This window comes from Bordetella sp. 2513F2, assembly GCF_054642735.1.
This window is the reverse complement of record NZ_CM137755.1, coordinates 3,774,126-3,790,126: the sequence shown is the minus strand read 5'-3', so window position 1 is coordinate 3,790,126 and position 16,001 is coordinate 3,774,126. Positions and strand designations below refer to the sequence as shown.

Sequence of the window (16,001 nt, the reverse complement as noted above, 5' to 3'; positions counted from 1 at the left end):
GGAGGGGAAGCGCGATACCATTGCGCGCAAGAGGACGCACCATGACTGAAACAGCATGTTGAAACCGATGAGTGAACTATCCCCGGCCCTGGACAGGCAGTCGATCCAGGGCCGTGCCTATCAGTTGCTGAAGGACATGATCGGCGAAGGGCGCCTGCAGGCGGGAGAGAAACTGCTGGAGGCCGAAGTGGCCAAGGCATTCGGGATCAGCCGCTCGCCGGCACGCCATGCGCTGCGCATGCTCTGCGAAGAGAAGCTGATCCGGGAGTCTGCGGGGCGGGGCTACGAGGTGGCGGGTCCGCGGGCCGGGAGGCGACCCGGCCTGGCGGCAGGACCGTCGCGGCGCGCTGTGCTCGACAGCGTGCAGATCCTGTCCGTACCCCAATGGGAGCGCATGTACGGGCAACTGGAGCGCGAGCTCTGCGCGCAGGTCATTTTTTCGAGCGTGCGCATCGTGGAGGAGCGAGTGGCCGAGCACTTCGGCGTTAGCCGCACGGTGGTGCGCGACGTCCTCGCCCGCATGCACAGCGTCGGATTGGTACGCAAGGATTCATTGGGCCGATGGATCGCCGCCAAGGTCACTCCGGACAAGACGCACCATCTTTACGAACTGCGCTGGCTGCTCGAGCCCGAGGCGCTGCGCCAGGCTGCACCGCATGTGCCGGCAGCGTATCTCGAACGCGCACGCGCCACCGTGGTGGACGCTCTGGACGGCTTCCCGCGCGAAGGATTCGACACGGACGTGGTGGAGCACGACCTGCACGTCACGCTGTTGTCGCATTGTCCCAACGAAGACATCCTGCATGCGCTTTCGCGCACGCGGGTGCTCTTCGTGCCTACCCGCTATCTGTTCGATCCCGTGCTGCACATCCCGCTGGGCTTGATCGAGGACGCCTTGCGCGAACATGTGCACATCTACGATCTGCTGCTTTGCCGCAAACCCGTCCAGGCTGCGCGGGCACTGCATGAACACCTGCGGCATGCCGACGAGAGATGGCTCAAGCGTTTCCAAGGGGCGGCGGCGCTCAAGCCCGCAGCCATGCCGCCTTACCTGGTGCAGGGATAAGGCGGCGCAGCGGGGTTCCGGCCCGCCGCGCGCAGCGCCTTTCACTCCCCCCGTATCCCCGCCTTCCGGATCACGTCGCCCCATTTCTCCATTTCGGCTCGGATGAACTTGCCGAAGTCGGCGGCGCTGCCGGGATAGGGTTCCATGCCTTGGGCCAGATGGCGTTGCCTGATGCCGGGGTCGGCCAGCGCGCGGTTGATTTCTGCGTCGAGTCGCGCGACGACCGGGCCGGGCACGGCGGCCGGCGCCATGAAGCCGTACCAGCCGGATGCCACGACGTTGGCCAGGCCCTGTTCGCGCAGCGTGGGAGCCTGCGGGTAGATGTCGCTGCGCGCGGCGGACGCGACCCCCAGGACCCTCAGCCTGCCGCTCTGTATGTGCGGGAGGGCCGCGGTGATGGCGGTGAGGGTGGCATCGAGCCGGCCGGCCAGTAGGTCGGTGTAGGCCATGACGTCGCCGCGGTACTGGACCGTGAGGCCTTTGACGTCCGCATCGCGGAACAGCAGTTCGCATGCCAGGTGCGGCAGCGAGCCGTTGCCCGGGGCGCCGAAGGTCAGGCCGTTGGCCTGCGACTTGCCGTAGGCCACGAGTTCCTGCGCCGTGCGTGCCGGCGACTGGGCATTGACGACGAGAAAGAGCGGAACCGTGGCGGCCATGGCCACGGGCTGCAGGTCTTTCAGGGGATCGTAGCCCAGCTTGCCGTACAGGGCCTCCAGCGTGGCATAGGGCGCGGCGGCATAGAGGATGGTGTAGCCGTCGCCCGGGGCCTGCGCCACGGATTCATTGGCCAGGCGCGTGCCGGCGCCCGCCTTGTTCTCGACGATGAACGGCTGGCCCAGTTGTTGCGCCAGGTAGTCGCCGAACAGCCGGGCCGATATGTCGTTGGGCCCGCCCGCGCCATAGGGAGACACGATTTTCACGGCGCGGGAGGGCCACGCGCCTTGCGCGAATGCGCGCGGCATGGCCCCCGCGCAGAGGGCCGCCGCAGCCGCGCCCAACAGCGCCCGCCGGTTCGTTTCCATGAATGTCTCCTCGGTTTTGGTATAGGAATGGGATGGAAATCCCGTCGCGGCATTCGTCAGGTCCAGGGGCCGCGCACGCCTCGAGACGCGATGATAGAGTGGCGGGTTCTATCAGGACAATTTTCAATTTATTGATTACCTAGAAGCCAGGGTTATAAATGGGACTTGTCCGTCGCCAGGCATGCAGGGGAGGTCCATCATGGCGGTCGAAGTGACGTTGAGGCAGTTGCGCGCATTCGTTGCCGTGCTGGAGTGCGGCAGTTTCTCGGAGGCGGCCGATACCATGTGCCTGTCCCAGGCGGCGCTCAGCGGCCTGGTGAAGGAGCTGGAGAGCCGGCTCGGGGTGCGCCTGCTGGACCGCAGTACGCGCAGTGTCGGTGCCTCCGTGGTGGGAGCCGAGTTCGAGCCGCTGGTGCGGCGCGTGCTGGCCGACCTCGACGAAGCCCTGGCGCGCGTGACCAACCTGAAGGCGCTGCGCCGCGGACTGGTGCGCGTGGCCGCGCCGGAGACGCTGTCGTGCACGCTGCTGCCCGGGTTGATCGCCGGCTACGGGGAGCGGCATCCGGGCGTGGACGTCCGGTTCGAGGACGTGCCGATCGAGCAGGTTCTCGCCGGACTGCACAACGGCAGCGCGGACATCGGCTTCGGCCCGGCCGGGGTGCTGGCCGACGATGCCGTGCAGGCGCACGTGATCCGCGTCGATCCGCTGTGGGCCGCGCTTCGCCCCGACGATCCGCTGGCGGACAAGGAGGCCGTGAGCTGGAAGGACCTGCGCGAGCGGCCGCTGATCAACTACATGCCGAATCTCGCGCGCAATGTACTGAGCAATGTGTCGGCCAGGCATCATCCGCGCATCGTCGTGCCGGTGCATCGGGTCAATACTGCGCTGGCCCTGCTGCGGGTGAGGGAGGGCTACGTGATCTGCCCTTCGATGGCGCGTTCGCTGGTATCGGGCTTCGGCCTGGTGTTCCGTCCGTTGTGCCAGCCCGTCGTCACGTGGCGCATCGCGGTGTTCGCCCGCAGCCGCTCGGCCTTGTCTCCCGCGGTGGAGAGCTTTCTCGACTACGCGCTGGCAAGCGCCGGGCAGGACGATCCAGATTAATAATTTTTCCCGATAAAAATGTCGGAAAACTCGTCTTGTCCGATAAAAGACCGGCGGGTATCTTAGGCGGCCAGCCTGGGGCTTGCGCATGATGCGGGAGCCCATCGCATTTCGCGAGGCGTTTCTCCATTCCGGCCCTGCCGCCCATGACCTGGTCAGACCTCGATTCCTTCCTCTCGCCGCGCTCCATCGCCGTCGTCGGCGCTTCCTCCAATCCCGCCAAGATCGGCGCCGTGCCGGTGCAGTACCTGGTCGAGCATGGCTATGCCGGCGAGATATATCCGGTCAATCCGCGAGTCGGCGAGATTGCCGGGCGCCGCGCCTACGCTTCGCTGCGCGCCGTGCGCCGGCCGATCGACCTGGCGATATTCGCGATTCCCGCGGCGGGAGCCGATGCCGCGCTGGACGATGCCATCGATGCCGGGGTGAAGAACATCGTGATGTTCTCCGCCGGCTTCGCCGAGGCCGGGGCAGCAGGAGTCGACGCGCAGCAGGCCTTCGCGGACAAGGCGCGGGCGGCCGGCGTCCGGGTGCTGGGGCCCAATTGCCTGGGTTTCATGAACGTGGCGCAGTCGGTGTATGCGACATTCTCTCCCGTGGTGTCCACCGGGCGCGTGCAGCCGGGCAAGGTGGGCATCGCCAGCCAGAGCGGCGCGTTCGGGGCCTATGCCTACGCCATGGCGCGCCAGCGCGAAGTCGGGCTCTCGATGTGGGTGACCACCGGCAACGAGTCCGACATCGAGGTGGCCGACTGCATAGCCTGGATGGCGCGCGACCCGGCCACACAGGTCATCATGGCCTACCTGGAAGGCTGCCGCGACGGGGCGAAGCTCAGGCAGGCGCTGGACCTGGCGCGCGCAGCGGGCAAGCCCGTGGTCGTGGTCAAGGTGGGCAGGACGGCGCTGGGCGCCAGCGCAGCCGCATCGCATACCGCGGCGCTGGCGGGCGTCGACGCCGTATTCCAGGCGCTGTTCCGCCAGCACGGCGCCTGGCGGGCGCGCACGATCGAGGAGTTCTTCGACATCGCCCATTGCCTGGCGGTGTCCGGCCTGCCCGTCAATGCACAGGTGGGGCTGCTCACCGTCTCCGGCGGCGTGGGCGTCATGATGGCGGATGACGCGGCCGAGGCAGGGCTGGAAGTCTCCCCGCTGCCGGCGGCGGCCCAGGACATCATCCGCAGCCGCGTGCCATTGGCCGCCACGCAGAATCCGGTGGACCTGACGGGCCAGGTGACGGCGGAGCCCGCGCTGGTCGAGGTGGCCGCGCGCGCGATGCTGGGGGAGGCGGGCCATGGCAGCCTGTTGATATTCCTGGCGGCGTTCGGCAGCACGCCGGCCATGCAGGCCCTCCAGAAGCAGTTGGCGCAGGACCTGCGGCGCGACTTCCCCGGGCGCCTGCTGATGTTCAGCATGCTGGCCGACGCGGCCCTGCAGCGGCAGCTGGAGGCGGAAGGCTGCCTCTGCTTTCCGGATCCGGCGCGCGCGATACGTGTGCTCGCCGCCATGCGCTTCTTTCTCTCGCAGCTGCGCCGGCCGGCACAACCGCCCGCGCCGCGGCCGGCAGATCCTGGGGGCGTGGCGCCAGTCCTGCGGCCCGGGCCGTACAGCGAGGCCGACGCGATGGATCTGCTGCGCCAGGCCGGCGTGCCGGTGGTGCCGGCGCACCGTGCTGCATCCCGCGAGCAGGCGCGGGACCGCGCCTGCGAACTGGGCTTCCCCGTGGCCATGAAGGTGCTGTCGGCCGACATCACGCACAAGAGCGACGTGGGCGGCGTGGTGCTGAACGTGCGCGATGCGGACGAGGCTTGCGCGGCCTACGATCGCATCATGGCTGCCGCGCGGGCCGCCGCGCCGCAGGCGCAGGTGGAAGGCGTGCTGGTTGCGCCCATGGTGCGCGGCGGCGTGGAGTGCATACTCGGCGTGCGCCGCGATCCGGCCCTGGGCGTGGTGGTCATGCTGGGCTCGGGCGGGGTGAACGTGGAATTGCTCGGCGACGTGGCTTTCCGCCTGGCGCCGGTGGATCGCCGGCAGGCGCTGGAAATGGTGGCCGAGTTGAAGATCGCACCGCTGTTCGAGGGCTTCCGCGGTGCGCCGCCGGCGGACGTGGATGCGCTGGCCGACGCCATCGTGCGGATCGCGCAGTTCGGGCTCTCGGCCGGCGATGCGCTGGAATCGGTGGAGCTGAACCCTTTCGTCGTGCTGCCCAGGGGCCAGGGGGCGTGCGCGCTCGACGCCGTGCTGCTGGCCCGGCCGGTGCCCGTCGTGCCGCCGGCCGCCCGGCAGGCCGTGATGGCCACGCTGCCGCTGTTCGAGATGGCGCGCATGCGCGCGGCGAACACGGCGCGCAAGCACCCCGTGGCGGGCTTTGCCGGCGACAGTCCCGATTCCAGGATGCGCTGGGTGAACCAGTTCACACACACACGCCGCCTGCGCAACCCGGACGACAGGGAAGTGGTCACGCCCAACAACGACACGCTGTTCACCAATGCCTGGCTGGACCTGTCGGCCGGCCCGCTGGTCATCGACGTCCCGGAGATGGGCCCGCGCTACTGGGTCCTCGGCTTTCTGGATGCCTGGACCAACCCCTGGGCCTATGCGGGCCGGCGCACCACGGGCGGGCAGGCGCAGCAGCTGTTCGTGCACGGGCCGGGCTGGACGGGCGAGGCGCCGGCCGGCATGCACTGCATCAGCGCGCCTGGCAACGACGTATGGATCATAGGCCGCATCCTGGTGGATGCCGACGCCTCGGACCTGGCCAGCGTGCACGCATTGCAGGACCGGTTCGCGATCCGCCGCCTCGACGGCAGCCCTGCGCTGTCGCGCATCGATACGCTGGTCGATGGACGCGACACCGGCGTGCCGGATGCGCAGGCGTACGTGCGCGTGCTCGACGCCATGCTTGCCCGCAACCCGCCGCAGGCGCCGCTGCCGGGCTGGCCGCCGGCGCGCGGCACCCTGCAGCAGGCACTGGCCGAGGTCTACACGGAGCTGCGCGAGGTGCCCCAGCCTTCGGCGCTCGGCGGCGGCTGGACCACGGCAGTCACGGTGCGCACCAGCTTCGGCGACGACATCGAGACGCGGGCGCGGGTGGCGCGCAACTGGATCGGCACATTGGGCATCGACGAGGCGATGTACATCATGGCCGAGGTGGACGCGGACGGCGAACCGCTGACGGGCGCGCGGCGCTATGTGTTGCGCTTTCCGCCCGGCGGCGGCCCGCAGGTGGGGGCGTTCTGGTCGATCACGCTGTATCGCCGCAGCGACTGCCTGCTGGTGGCCAACCCCATCGGCCGGCATTCGATAGGCGACCGCACGCCGGGCCTGCAGCATGACGCGGACGGCGGACTGAGCATCGCGATCCAGGCCGGCGATCCCGGGCCGGGCGCGAACTGGCTCCCGGCGCCTGCAGGCCAGGGCTTCTATCTCACCCTGCGGCTGTACCAGCCGCAGCGCGTCCATCTCGACGGCACTTACGACTATCCGCCCGTGCAGCGGGTGGGCTGAGGACGCGTCCATGAACAGGGAAGTCTATGTGGTGGCCGCAGTGCGCACGGCCATCGGCAACTTCGGCGGGACACTGAAGGACGTGCCGCCCGCCGGGCTGGCTGCCACGGTGGTGCGCGAGGCGGTCAGGCGCAGTGCCGTGCCGCCCGACGCCGTGGAGCACGTGGCGATGGGCACCGTCATCATGACGGACCCGCGCGATATCTACATGAGCCGCGTCGCGGCGCTCGAGGCCGGGCTGCCGCATACGGTGGCCGCCCTCAACGTCAATCGCCTGTGCGGGTCGGGCCTGCAGGCCATTGTGTCGTCGGCGCAGGCCATTCTTTCCGGAGACTGCGAGATCTCGGTCGGCGCCGGGGCCGAATCCATGTCGCGCGCCGGCCACGTGGTTCCGTCCGCACGCTGGGGCACGCGCATGGGCGACGCGGCCATGCTGGATCTCATGGTCAATGCCCTGCACGATCCCTTCCATGGAATACACATGGGCATGACGGCCGAGCACGTGGCCGAGCGCTTCGGCATCACGCGGCGCATGATGGACGAGCTGGCCGTTGCCAGCCACCGCCGGGCCGCGGCGGCGATCCGGGAGGGCAGGTTCGCGCAACAGATCGTGCCGGTGGAGGTGGCCACCCGGCAGGGCGTGCTCAGGTTCGAGACCGACGAGCATGTGAAGCCCGGCACGACGCTGGAAGCGCTCTCGAGCCTGAAGCCGGCCTTCAAGCGCGACGGGGGCACTGTCACGGCAGGCAATGCCTCCGGCATCAACGACGGCGCTGCCGCCGTGGTGCTGGCCAGCGCCGAGGCGGTGCGCACGCATGGCCTGCAGCCCCTGGGCCGCCTGGCGGGCTGGGCCCATGCCGGCGTGGACCCGCTGCTCATGGGCACGGGCCCCATACCGGCCACGCGCAGGCTGCTGGCGCGCACCGGCCTCACGGTGGCCGACCTGGACGTCATCGAGTCGAACGAGGCGTTCGCCGCACAGGCCTGCGCCGTCAGCCGGGAGCTGGACTTCGATCCGGACAAGGTCAATCCGAATGGTTCGGGCATCGCGCTGGGGCACCCCGTGGGCGCCACCGGGGCCATCATCGCCACCAAGGCGCTCCATGAGCTGGAGCGCGTGCGCGGTCGCTACGCGCTCGCGACGATGTGCATCGGCGGCGGCCAGGGCATCGCGGCGCTGTTCGAACGGACCTGAGCGAAAAACGCGCCCAGAGGGAGGAATCCATGCGGGAAACGTTGTTGAAAGACAGGGTGGCCATCGTGACCGGCGCCGGGGGCGGCCTCGGGCGTACGCACGCGCTGGAGCTCGCGCGGCACGGTGCGCGCGTGGTCGTGAACGACCTGGGCGACGCGGCAGAGGCCGTGGCCGAGGAGATCCGCAAGGCGGGCGGCGAGGCGATGGCCTGCGTCGGCGACGTGACCCGGCATGCCGACATGGAGGCCATGGCGGCCCGCGCAGTCTCGGCATACGGGCGTATCGACATCCTGGTGAACAACGCGGGCATCCTGCGCGACCGGACCTTCGCCAAGCTGGCGCCGGACGATTTCCGGCTCGTGCTGGAGGTGCACGTCATGGGCGCGGTGCACGCCACCCGGGCGGTATGGCCGCAGATGCAGGAACAGGGCTATGGGCGCGTGGTGATGACGACTTCATCCTCGGGGCTGTACGGCAACTTCGGGCAGTCGAACTACGGCGCGGCCAAGATGGCGCTGGTCGGCCTGATGCAGACGCTGGCGCTGGAAGGCGCGCGGCACGGCGTGCGTGTGAACTGCCTGGCGCCCAGCGCCATGACTGCCATGACCGCAGGGCTGCTGCAGCCGGACGACGCCGCCGTCCTGACGCCCGGGCGGGCCAGCCAGGGGCTGCTGGCCCTGGTGTGCGAGGCTGCGCCCACCCGCATGATCCTGCTGGCCGGCGGCGGCAGCTTCGAGTGCGCCCACATCACCATGACGCAGGGCATCCATATCGCCGACCAGGACGATCCCGCCGGCTCGTTGTGCGGTCGGCTGGCGGAAGTCCAGGCCGAGGCCGGCCAGCTGATACCCGGGTCCGGCTGGGACCAGCCGCGGCATGAGCTGGCCAAGGCCCGGGCCGGCGGAAAGGGTGGGGGTCGTGGGGCCTGAAAGCGGGCGTGCGGGGCCCCCCGCCGCGCCTATGACTCGCCTTCCAGCGGCAGGATCACGCCTTCCTCCAGCGTCTTCAGCAGCCGCGCGCGCCGGCGTTCGAGGTCTGCGATCTGGCGTTCGATGGAGGCCAGGCGCTTGCGCTGCGCCGCCGTTGCCACCGAGCAGACGCTGGCGCCTTCGATCAGGCGCATGCAGTCGGGGAAGGCGCGGATCTCAGCCACGGTGAAGCCCGTGGCGATCATGCGCTGGATCTGCTTCACCTGGGTGACCGCCGCAGGGGGGAATTTGCGGTAGCCGCTGGGGGTACGGCTGGAGGCGAGCAGGCCATGCTGGTCGTAATGGCGGATCGACCGCAAGCTGGCGCCGGTGGCGCGCGCCAGGGCGCCGATGGACAGCAGGGAGGGGGAATCGGGCTCGTTCATGACAAAGGCAGGATGGCTTTTTTCTGCTTGACTCTGACATCAGTGTAAGGGCTGAGACTGTGCAGCATCTCAATTGACAAGGAGTGCTGCCATGTTGGTGCAGAAGCTGTGCCGGGCCGTATGCGGCCTGTTTCTGATGGGGTTGCTGGCGGCGTCGCAGGCGGCGCCGACGATGACGAAATCCTATACGGTCGAGGCGCCGGACGGCGTGGCGCTGGCGGTTCAGGAGTCCGGCAATCCGGACGGGCCCACGGTGATCCTGGTCCATGGCCTGCTGGGCAGTCACCTGAACTGGGACGGCCAGCGCGAGAGCCCGGCCATGCAGGGCTTGCGGCTGATCACGTACGACATGCGCGGCCATGGGCTTTCGGGCAAGCCGCAGGCCGGCGAGGCCTATCGAGACGGGCGCCGCTGGGCGGACGATCTGGCCGCCGTGATCGCCGCCACCGGTGCCCGTCAGCCGGTGCTGGTCGGGTGGTCGCTGGGCGCCGCGGTGATATCGAACTATCTGGCCGCCCATGGAGAGGAACGGATCGGCGGCGCGCTGTACGTGGGCGGCGTCGTGGAGCTCGAGCCGTCGCTGATCGTGCCGCACCCGGCGGTCTACCGGGACCTGAACGCAGACGACCTGCGCACGCGGCTGGACGCCCAGCGCGAGTTCCTGGGGCTCTGTTTCCGCACGCCGCCGGATGCGGTCCGGTTCCAGCGGCTGCTGGCGGGGGCTGCGATGGCATCGGCCGACATGCAGCGCGTGGTGCACGGCATGACGATAGACACGCGGGGACTGGCGGCGGCCCGCAAGCCGGTGCTGCTGGTGTACGGGGCCCAGGATGCGCTGGTGGCCGCGGAGCCGTCGATTGCGCGGGCGACGGCATTGAATCCGCGGATACGCGTGCAGCGCTACCCGGCGTCGGGCCACGCGCCGTTCATTGAAGAGCCCGACCGGTTCAATCGCGACCTGGCCGCCTTCGTGGCGGCAGTGGCGGCACATTGACCCAGGCCGTGCGCCGCGTCCGCCTTGCCTTCAGGGCTCCCTGCGCAGCACCATTCCGCCGTGGTGCAGCACACCGTCGATGAACCTGCCATCGGCCGTGAAGCCGGTGTCGTCCCAGTACTCGATGTAGTCGCCGGTGACGCGGTAACGGCCCTGGTAGGCGCTGCGGCGGTCTCCGCGGGCCTCGTCATAGCGGTTGCCGGGCAGGAGTTCGTGGCGTATGTAGCCGTCCTGCGTGACCCACATGCCGACGTAGGGGTGGTCTGCCATGCCGGATGTTCCCATATTCTCTGCGGCCAGGGGCGCGCCGGCGCACAGGGCGAGCACGCCGGCGAGCAGCGGGCCGAGGATGCCGCGGGCACGGGTTGCGGGGGGATGGCGGCGCGCGTTCATTGTGTGCCTGCGGCGTCGCGCCGCTCCTGCAGCAGCGCGGACAAGGCCTGGGATGCCGCGATGGCGCGGGGAAAACCCGCCGGCACGGTGATCATGTACACCACCTCTTTCAGCTCGTCCTCGGACACGCCGATGTTCAGGGCATAGCCGGCGTGCACGCGCATCATGGCGGTCTCGCCCAGGGCGGCCATCGCCGCTACGGCGGCGAGCTGGCGGGTGCGGTTGTCCAGGCCCGGCCGGCTCCAGACGTCGCCCAGCGCGTAGGCTTCCGTTGCCTCGGCGAGGAAAGGGAATTCGCGCCGCATGGCTTCCAGGTTAGGCTGGGTGCTGCCCCGGTTCAGGCTGCGGATCACCTCGGCACCGCGCGCGGCCCGGGCCTCGGTGGTGGTTGCGTCGGCTGCCGGCGCAATGCCGGCGGCGGCGAGCAGGGCAGCGCCGGCGAGCCGGGCAGGCAGCGGTCTTGCGTAGCGTGGTTGCATCGTGTCCTCCTTGCGTTCACTGGCTGGCGGTGGGCCGGACGACGATCTCGCTGGTGTCGACGTCGTCGGGCTGCGCGATCACGTGCGCGATCGCCGCGGCGATGGCCTCGGGCTTGAGGGCGATCCGGCGGTACTCCACCATGGCCTGGGCTGCCGTGGCGTCGGTGATGGTGTCGGCCAGTTCCGACTCCACGACGCCGGGATAGACGCAGGTGACGCGGATATTGCCGTGCTCCTGGCGCAAGCCGTCGGAGATCGCGCGTACCGCATACTTGGTGGCGCAATACACCGCGGCAGTGGGAACGACGTACAGGCCGCCGATCGACGACACATTGATGATCTGGCCGCAGCCCTGGCGCTGCATGGCGGGCAGCACGGCCGCGATGCCGTGCAGCACGCCGCGTATGTTCACGTCTATCATGCGGTCCCACTCGTCGAGCTTGAGCGAGGCCATGGGCGAGAGCGGCATGACGCCGGCATTGTTGACGATGACGTCGATGCGGCCGTGGCGCGCGAGCGCGGAATCGGCGAAGGCCTGCATGCTGTCGCGCCGGGTGACGTCGAGCGCGCAGTAGTCCACGGTGCCTCCATCGGCACGGATGCCCGCGGCGAGGGTTTCGAGGCGGTCGGTGCGGCGGGCGCCTATCACCAGGCGATGCCCCTGGCCGGCAAGCAGTCTTGCGGTGGCTTCGCCGATGCCGCTGCTGGCGCCGGTGACGAGGATGGTCTTGGTCTGGGCGGGTTGGCTCATCGTGGTCTCTCCGTGAAGATGAATCGGGGCGGAAGGAACACCCTTTCCCCATGGCGCTCATGCTAGAGACCAGCCTCCCGGATGCTAAGGCCCGTTTCTCTCCGGTTCTTGCCTGTTCCTATCGGAACCTGCTCGAACAGGCGGGATATTTGGTATTTTCTGGCCTGTATTTCTTCTCTTCTGGGGCTGCACATGGAACTGGCCGGCGCACCGGATGCGGGCCGCCACGCCCGCATGGTGGAACTCCTGCGGCAATTGGCGCCGTCCGAGGGGTATACGCAATCGATACTGGACGGCGTCACCTTCATGCGCGCGGATCGTCCGCTGGCCAGCACGCCGGCGCTGTACGAGCCCAGCATCGTGATCGTGCTCCAGGGGCGGAAGCGGGGCTTTCACGGCGGCAGCATGTACGTGTATGACGCCGGCCATTACCTGGTGCTTTCCGTGCCCTTGCCGTTCAATACCGAAACGCAGGCCAGCGCAGCCGAGCCCATGCTCGGGCTTGCCCTGCGCGTGGATCCGACGATGACGGCAGAGCTTGCCATGGGCATCGATGAAGCCGCACTGCATCGCGAGGCCGAGCCCCTGACGCTCTATGCGACGCGGATGGACGGGCGGCTGGCGGATGCCGTGCTCCGCCTGCTGGAGGCGCTGGCCTCGCCGGTAGAGGCGCGCCTGCTCGGCCCGGCCATCTTCCGCGAGATCACGTATCGGGTGCTCACCGGAGAGCAGGGTGCCGGCCTGCGGGCGGCCCTGCACCAGGGCGGCAACTTCGGGCGCATCGCCAAGGTGCTGCGGCGCATCCATGCGCAATACGAGCGCCGGCTGGACGTGAGCACGCTGGCGCGCGAGGCGAACATGAGCGTGCCGGCCTTCCACGCGCATTTCAAGGCAGTCACGATGACCTCGCCGCTCCAGTACATCAAGGCCATCCGCCTGCACCAGGCCCGCCTCATGATGATACGCAGCGGCCTGAGCGCGGCGACGGCCTCGGATCGGGTGGGCTATGAAAGCCCGTCGCAGTTCAGCCGCGAGTTCAAGCGCCTGTTCGGCCGCAGCCCGACGGACGAAGCGCGCCACCTCAAGCAGCTGCTGGCAATGAGCGGGCCGACGGTCGGGGAGGCCGGGTCTGCGTAGCGCTGGCGTGGCAGGCGGGATGGCGCCACCGGCAGGCCGGCTGGTCCGCCCGGCCCGGCTGCGCTAGTATCTCGTAGCTTTTCCGGCTGTGCCGATGCCGGCCCGCAAGAGGCCACGCTGCATGGCCGTCCCCCGCAGGCGCCAGCGCCCGCGTTCTTTCTGCCTTCCCTCGCCAAAGGAGCCCTCATGGCCAATCTGACGATCAACGGCAAGTCCCAGGAAATCGACGTCCCCGACGACATGCCCCTGCTGTGGGTCATCCGCGACCGCCTCGGCATGACCGGAACCAAGTTCGGCTGCGGCATGGCCATGTGCGGCGCCTGTACGGTGCATCTCGACGGACAGCCCATACGCTCCTGTATCACGCCGGTCGCGGCGGCGGCCGGCAAGCAGATCACCACGATCGAGGCGGTGGGCGAAGACGCCGTGGGCCGCGCCGTGCAGCAGGCCTGGACGGAGATCGGGGTGCCGCAATGCGGCTACTGCCAGTCGGGCCAGATCATGGCGGCCACCGCGCTCATCAAGAGCAACGCCACGCCCACCGACGAAGACATCGACGCGGCCATGAGCGGCAATATCTGCCGCTGCGGCACCTATCCGCGCATCCGCGCCGCCATCAAGCAGGTTGCCAGCAAGGGAGTTGCCAAATGAGCGAATTTTCCCGTCTCGTCCCGCAAGCTTTCATGGCGCCCGGCGCCGGCCTGGTCGGCGATTCGCCCGCTTCGCCGGCACGCCGCGACTGGCTCAAGACCGCCGGCGCCCTGACCGGCCTGGTGCTGGCCGTGGGCGCCGCCGGCGTGGTGCGCGCCGCCGAAGAGGCCGCGAAAGAGGAAAAGAAATACGGGGCCGACGGCATGCCGCATGGCACCGTCGACGATCCGCAGGTGTTCGTCTCGATCGGAACGGACGGCATCGTGACCATCGTGGCGCACCGCGCCGAGATGGGCACGGGCGTGCGCACGGGCCTGCCCATGGTGGTGGCAGACGAGCTCGAGGCCGACTGGAGCAAGGTGCGCGTGATCCAGGCGCCGGGCGACGAGCCGCGCTACGGCAACCAGGACACCGACGGTTCCCGCAGCACCCGCCATTTCTTCCAGCCCATGCGACGCGTGGGAGCCGCTGCGCGCGGCATGCTGGAAGCCGCCGCCGCCAAGCAGTGGGGCGTGCCGGTGGAGGAGGTGGCGGCGCGCAACCATGAAGTGGTGCACGAGAAATCCGGCCGCAAGCTCGGCTACGGCGAGCTGGCCGAAGCCGCGGCAGCCCTGCCGGTCCCGGCCGCAGACGCGCTGCGCCTGAAGACGCCCGAGCAGTTCCGCTACATCGGCAAGCAGTCCACGCGCAGCGTCGACATCCAGGACATCGTCACGGGCAAGACCCACTTCGGCATCGACACCCGGCTGGACGGCATGCTGTATGCCTCCATCGCGCGGCCGGCGGTGCTGGGCGGCAAGGTCAAGGCCTACAAGGCCGAGGCGGCCATGAAAGTCCCCGGCGTGGTCAAGGTGGTGGAGCTTCCCGCCGGCCCCAAGCCGCCGATGTTCGCGCCGCTGGGCGGCGTGGCGGTCATCGCATCGGACACCTGGGCCGCGTTGAAGGGCCGGCAGGCGCTGGAGATCGAGTGGGACGACGGGCCGCATGCCGATTACGATTCCGAGGCTTTCCGCAAGGTGCTGAGCGAGGGGGCGAACAAGCCCGCCAAGGCGGTGCGCAATGACGGCGACGCCATGAAGGCGCTGGAAGGCGCGGCCAGGCGCATCCAGGCCGAGTACTACCTGCCGCACCTGGCCCACGCCACCATGGAGCCGCCCGCGGCCACGGCCCGCGTGGCCGACGGCAAGTGCGAAGTCTGGGCCTGCGTGCAGTCGCCCTATGGCACGCGCGAGAACCTGGCCAAGCACCTGGGCCTGGACATCGCCGACGTCACTGTGCACCAGACCCTGCTGGGCGGCGGCTTCGGCCGCAAGTCCAAGTCTGATTTCGCGGTGGAGGCGGCGCTGCTGTCGCGCGCGATGGATGGCAAGCCGGTGAAGGTGACCTGGTCGCGCGAGGACGACATCACCAACGACTACTTCCATACGGTGTCGGTCGAGCGGATCGAGGCCGGCGTGGACGAGCAGGGCAAGCCCGTGGCCTGGCTGCACCGCACGGCGGCGCCCACCATCGGTTCCACGTTCGTGGCCGATGCGCAGGGCCAGCAGCCCTTCGAACTGGGCATGTCGGCGGTCAACATCCCCTTTGCCATTCCCAACTTCCGCGTCGAGTCGGTGCCCGTGCCGGCGCATACGCGCATCGGCTGGTTCCGGTCGGTGTCCAACATCCCGCACGTGTTCGCCGTGCAGAGCTTCGTGGCGGAAATGGCCCACGAGCTCAAGCGCGATCCGCGCGACTTCCTGCTGGAGCTGATCGGCCCGCCGCGCAAGATCTCGCCCGCCGAGATGTCGGACGGCTGGAATTACGGCGAATCGCCCGAGGTCTATCCGCTCGACACGGGCCGCATGCGGCACGTCATCGAGGTGGCCACCCGGGAAGCGGGCTGGGGGCGCAAGCTGGAGGCCGGCCGCGGGCTGGGGCTGGCGGTCTGCTACAACTTCGTGACCTACGTGGCCACCGTGGTCGAGGTGCAGGTGGGCCAGGACGGCAGCCTGGTCGTGCCGCAGGTGCACGTGGCCATCGATTGTGGCCCGCAAGTGCATCCCGATCGCGTGCGTGCGCAGACCGAAGGCGCCTGCATCATGGGCATGAGCCTGGCCACCCGCAGCGAGATCTCCTTCTCCAAGGGGCGCACCAACCAGACCAACTTCCACCAGTACGAAGTCACGCGCATGTCGGAAGCGCCGCGCGACATCAAGGTACACGTGGTCGAACACGGCTACGACGTGCCGCTGGGCGGGGTGGGCGAGCCGGCGGTGCCGCCGTTCGCGCCCGCGCTGTGCAACGCCATTTTCGCGGCCACCGGCAAGCGCATCCGCAACCTGCCGATCCGCGACCAGCTCAAGGCCTGAGGG

At 69.3% G+C, this 16,001-nt stretch carries 14 protein-coding genes; 9 read left to right on the top strand and 5 right to left on the bottom strand.

Annotated elements, in window-relative coordinates:
* Positions 1 to 67 precede the first annotated feature (67 nt).
* Positions 68 to 1,066 carry a GntR family transcriptional regulator gene (locus ACYBYQ_RS17885; RefSeq protein WP_459615792.1) on the top strand — a complete coding sequence of 333 codons (999 nt, stop codon included), beginning with the start codon at positions 68 to 70 and terminating at the stop codon, positions 1,064 to 1,066.
* Between the two features lie 41 nt (positions 1,067 to 1,107).
* Here the strand turns inward: ACYBYQ_RS17885 and ACYBYQ_RS17880 are convergent, their stop codons facing one another.
* Positions 1,108 to 2,088, bottom strand: a complete 981-nt coding sequence (locus tag ACYBYQ_RS17880) for a Bug family tripartite tricarboxylate transporter substrate binding protein (protein WP_459615791.1) — start codon at positions 2,086 to 2,088, stop codon at positions 1,108 to 1,110.
* A 199-nt stretch (positions 2,089 to 2,287) separates the two neighbouring features.
* Here ACYBYQ_RS17880 and ACYBYQ_RS17875 point away from each other — a divergent pair, with 199 nt between their 5' ends.
* The 4 genes from ACYBYQ_RS17875 (at position 2,288) to ACYBYQ_RS17860 (ending at position 8,817) form a co-directional block, all read left to right on the top strand.
* Positions 2,288 to 3,190 (top strand): LysR family transcriptional regulator, encoded by a 903-nt coding sequence (locus ACYBYQ_RS17875; protein ID WP_459615790.1) that lies wholly within the window; start codon positions 2,288 to 2,290, stop codon positions 3,188 to 3,190.
* 146 nt (positions 3,191 to 3,336) lie between these two features.
* Complete coding sequence (locus ACYBYQ_RS17870; protein ID WP_459615789.1) at positions 3,337 to 6,693, top strand: acetate--CoA ligase family protein; 3,357 nt, start codon at positions 3,337 to 3,339, stop codon at positions 6,691 to 6,693.
* Between the two features lie 10 nt (positions 6,694 to 6,703).
* On the top strand, positions 6,704 to 7,888 hold the full coding sequence (locus ACYBYQ_RS17865) for an acetyl-CoA C-acyltransferase family protein (RefSeq protein WP_459615788.1): 1,185 nt from the start codon (positions 6,704 to 6,706) through the stop codon (positions 7,886 to 7,888).
* Between the two features lie 29 nt (positions 7,889 to 7,917).
* Positions 7,918 to 8,817: an SDR family NAD(P)-dependent oxidoreductase gene (locus tag ACYBYQ_RS17860; RefSeq protein ID WP_459615787.1), complete on the top strand. Its 900-nt coding sequence runs from the start codon at positions 7,918 to 7,920 to the stop codon at positions 8,815 to 8,817.
* 29 nt (positions 8,818 to 8,846) lie between these two features.
* Here ACYBYQ_RS17860 and ACYBYQ_RS17855 read toward each other — a convergent pair whose 3' ends face one another.
* Positions 8,847 to 9,242: a MerR family transcriptional regulator gene (locus tag ACYBYQ_RS17855; protein ID WP_459615786.1), complete on the bottom strand. Its 396-nt coding sequence runs from the start codon at positions 9,240 to 9,242 to the stop codon at positions 8,847 to 8,849.
* A gap of 91 nt (positions 9,243 to 9,333) precedes the next feature.
* Here ACYBYQ_RS17855 and ACYBYQ_RS17850 point away from each other — a divergent pair, with 91 nt between their 5' ends.
* Entirely contained in the window at positions 9,334 to 10,236 is a 903-nt protein-coding gene (locus tag ACYBYQ_RS17850; RefSeq protein WP_459615785.1) for an alpha/beta fold hydrolase, read from the top strand.
* Between the two features lie 30 nt (positions 10,237 to 10,266).
* Here ACYBYQ_RS17850 and ACYBYQ_RS17845 read toward each other — a convergent pair whose 3' ends face one another.
* The 3 genes from ACYBYQ_RS17845 to ACYBYQ_RS17835 are packed head-to-tail and all read right to left on the bottom strand — an operon-like array spanning position 10,267 to position 11,859.
* Positions 10,267 to 10,629 (bottom strand): Atu4866 domain-containing protein, encoded by a 363-nt coding sequence (locus ACYBYQ_RS17845; RefSeq protein ID WP_459615784.1) that lies wholly within the window; start codon positions 10,627 to 10,629, stop codon positions 10,267 to 10,269.
* Positions 10,626 to 11,108, bottom strand: coding sequence for a carboxymuconolactone decarboxylase family protein (locus ACYBYQ_RS17840; RefSeq protein WP_459615783.1), 483 nt, complete (start codon positions 11,106 to 11,108; stop codon positions 10,626 to 10,628). The genes ACYBYQ_RS17845 and ACYBYQ_RS17840 overlap by 4 nt, the downstream gene beginning before the upstream one ends.
* 16 nt (positions 11,109 to 11,124) lie before the next feature.
* Complete coding sequence (locus ACYBYQ_RS17835; RefSeq protein ID WP_459615782.1) at positions 11,125 to 11,859, bottom strand: SDR family oxidoreductase; 735 nt, start codon at positions 11,857 to 11,859, stop codon at positions 11,125 to 11,127.
* Between the two features lie 192 nt (positions 11,860 to 12,051).
* Between ACYBYQ_RS17835 and ACYBYQ_RS17830 the strand changes: the two genes are divergently transcribed.
* From ACYBYQ_RS17830 to ACYBYQ_RS17820, 3 genes are all read left to right on the top strand, one after another.
* Positions 12,052 to 12,996, top strand: a complete 945-nt coding sequence (locus ACYBYQ_RS17830) for an AraC family transcriptional regulator (RefSeq protein WP_459615781.1) — start codon at positions 12,052 to 12,054, stop codon at positions 12,994 to 12,996.
* Between the two features lie 186 nt (positions 12,997 to 13,182).
* A complete protein-coding gene (locus ACYBYQ_RS17825) occupies positions 13,183 to 13,647 on the top strand; it encodes a (2Fe-2S)-binding protein (protein ID WP_459615780.1) in 465 nt (154 codons plus the stop codon).
* 32 nt (positions 13,648 to 13,679) lie between these two features.
* Positions 13,680 to 15,998 carry a xanthine dehydrogenase family protein molybdopterin-binding subunit gene (locus ACYBYQ_RS17820; protein ID WP_459618818.1) on the top strand — a complete coding sequence of 773 codons (2,319 nt, stop codon included), beginning with the start codon at positions 13,680 to 13,682 and terminating at the stop codon, positions 15,996 to 15,998.
* The last annotated feature ends 3 nt before the right edge of the window (positions 15,999 to 16,001 follow it).

Excerpts from the sequence above, each read along its gene's own strand:
- ACYBYQ_RS17885 (WP_459615792.1), top strand. The coding sequence starts at position 68 with ATGAGTGAACTATCCCCGGCCCTGGACAGGCAGTCGATCCAGGGCCGT.
- ACYBYQ_RS17880 (WP_459615791.1), bottom strand. The coding sequence starts at position 2,088 with ATGGAAACGAACCGGCGGGCGCTGTTGGGCGCGGCTGCGGCGGCCCTC.
- ACYBYQ_RS17875 (WP_459615790.1), top strand. The coding sequence starts at position 2,288 with ATGGCGGTCGAAGTGACGTTGAGGCAGTTGCGCGCATTCGTTGCCGTG.
- ACYBYQ_RS17870 (WP_459615789.1), top strand. The coding sequence starts at position 3,337 with ATGACCTGGTCAGACCTCGATTCCTTCCTCTCGCCGCGCTCCATCGCC.
- ACYBYQ_RS17865 (WP_459615788.1), top strand. The coding sequence starts at position 6,704 with ATGAACAGGGAAGTCTATGTGGTGGCCGCAGTGCGCACGGCCATCGGC.
- ACYBYQ_RS17860 (WP_459615787.1), top strand. The coding sequence starts at position 7,918 with ATGCGGGAAACGTTGTTGAAAGACAGGGTGGCCATCGTGACCGGCGCC.
- ACYBYQ_RS17855 (WP_459615786.1), bottom strand. The coding sequence starts at position 9,242 with ATGAACGAGCCCGATTCCCCCTCCCTGCTGTCCATCGGCGCCCTGGCG.
- ACYBYQ_RS17850 (WP_459615785.1), top strand. The coding sequence starts at position 9,334 with ATGTTGGTGCAGAAGCTGTGCCGGGCCGTATGCGGCCTGTTTCTGATG.
- ACYBYQ_RS17845 (WP_459615784.1), bottom strand. The coding sequence starts at position 10,629 with ATGAACGCGCGCCGCCATCCCCCCGCAACCCGTGCCCGCGGCATCCTC.
- ACYBYQ_RS17840 (WP_459615783.1), bottom strand. The coding sequence starts at position 11,108 with ATGCAACCACGCTACGCAAGACCGCTGCCTGCCCGGCTCGCCGGCGCT.
- ACYBYQ_RS17835 (WP_459615782.1), bottom strand. The coding sequence starts at position 11,859 with ATGAGCCAACCCGCCCAGACCAAGACCATCCTCGTCACCGGCGCCAGC.
- ACYBYQ_RS17830 (WP_459615781.1), top strand. The coding sequence starts at position 12,052 with ATGGAACTGGCCGGCGCACCGGATGCGGGCCGCCACGCCCGCATGGTG.
- ACYBYQ_RS17825 (WP_459615780.1), top strand. The coding sequence starts at position 13,183 with ATGGCCAATCTGACGATCAACGGCAAGTCCCAGGAAATCGACGTCCCC.
- ACYBYQ_RS17820 (WP_459618818.1), top strand. The coding sequence starts at position 13,680 with ATGGCGCCCGGCGCCGGCCTGGTCGGCGATTCGCCCGCTTCGCCGGCA.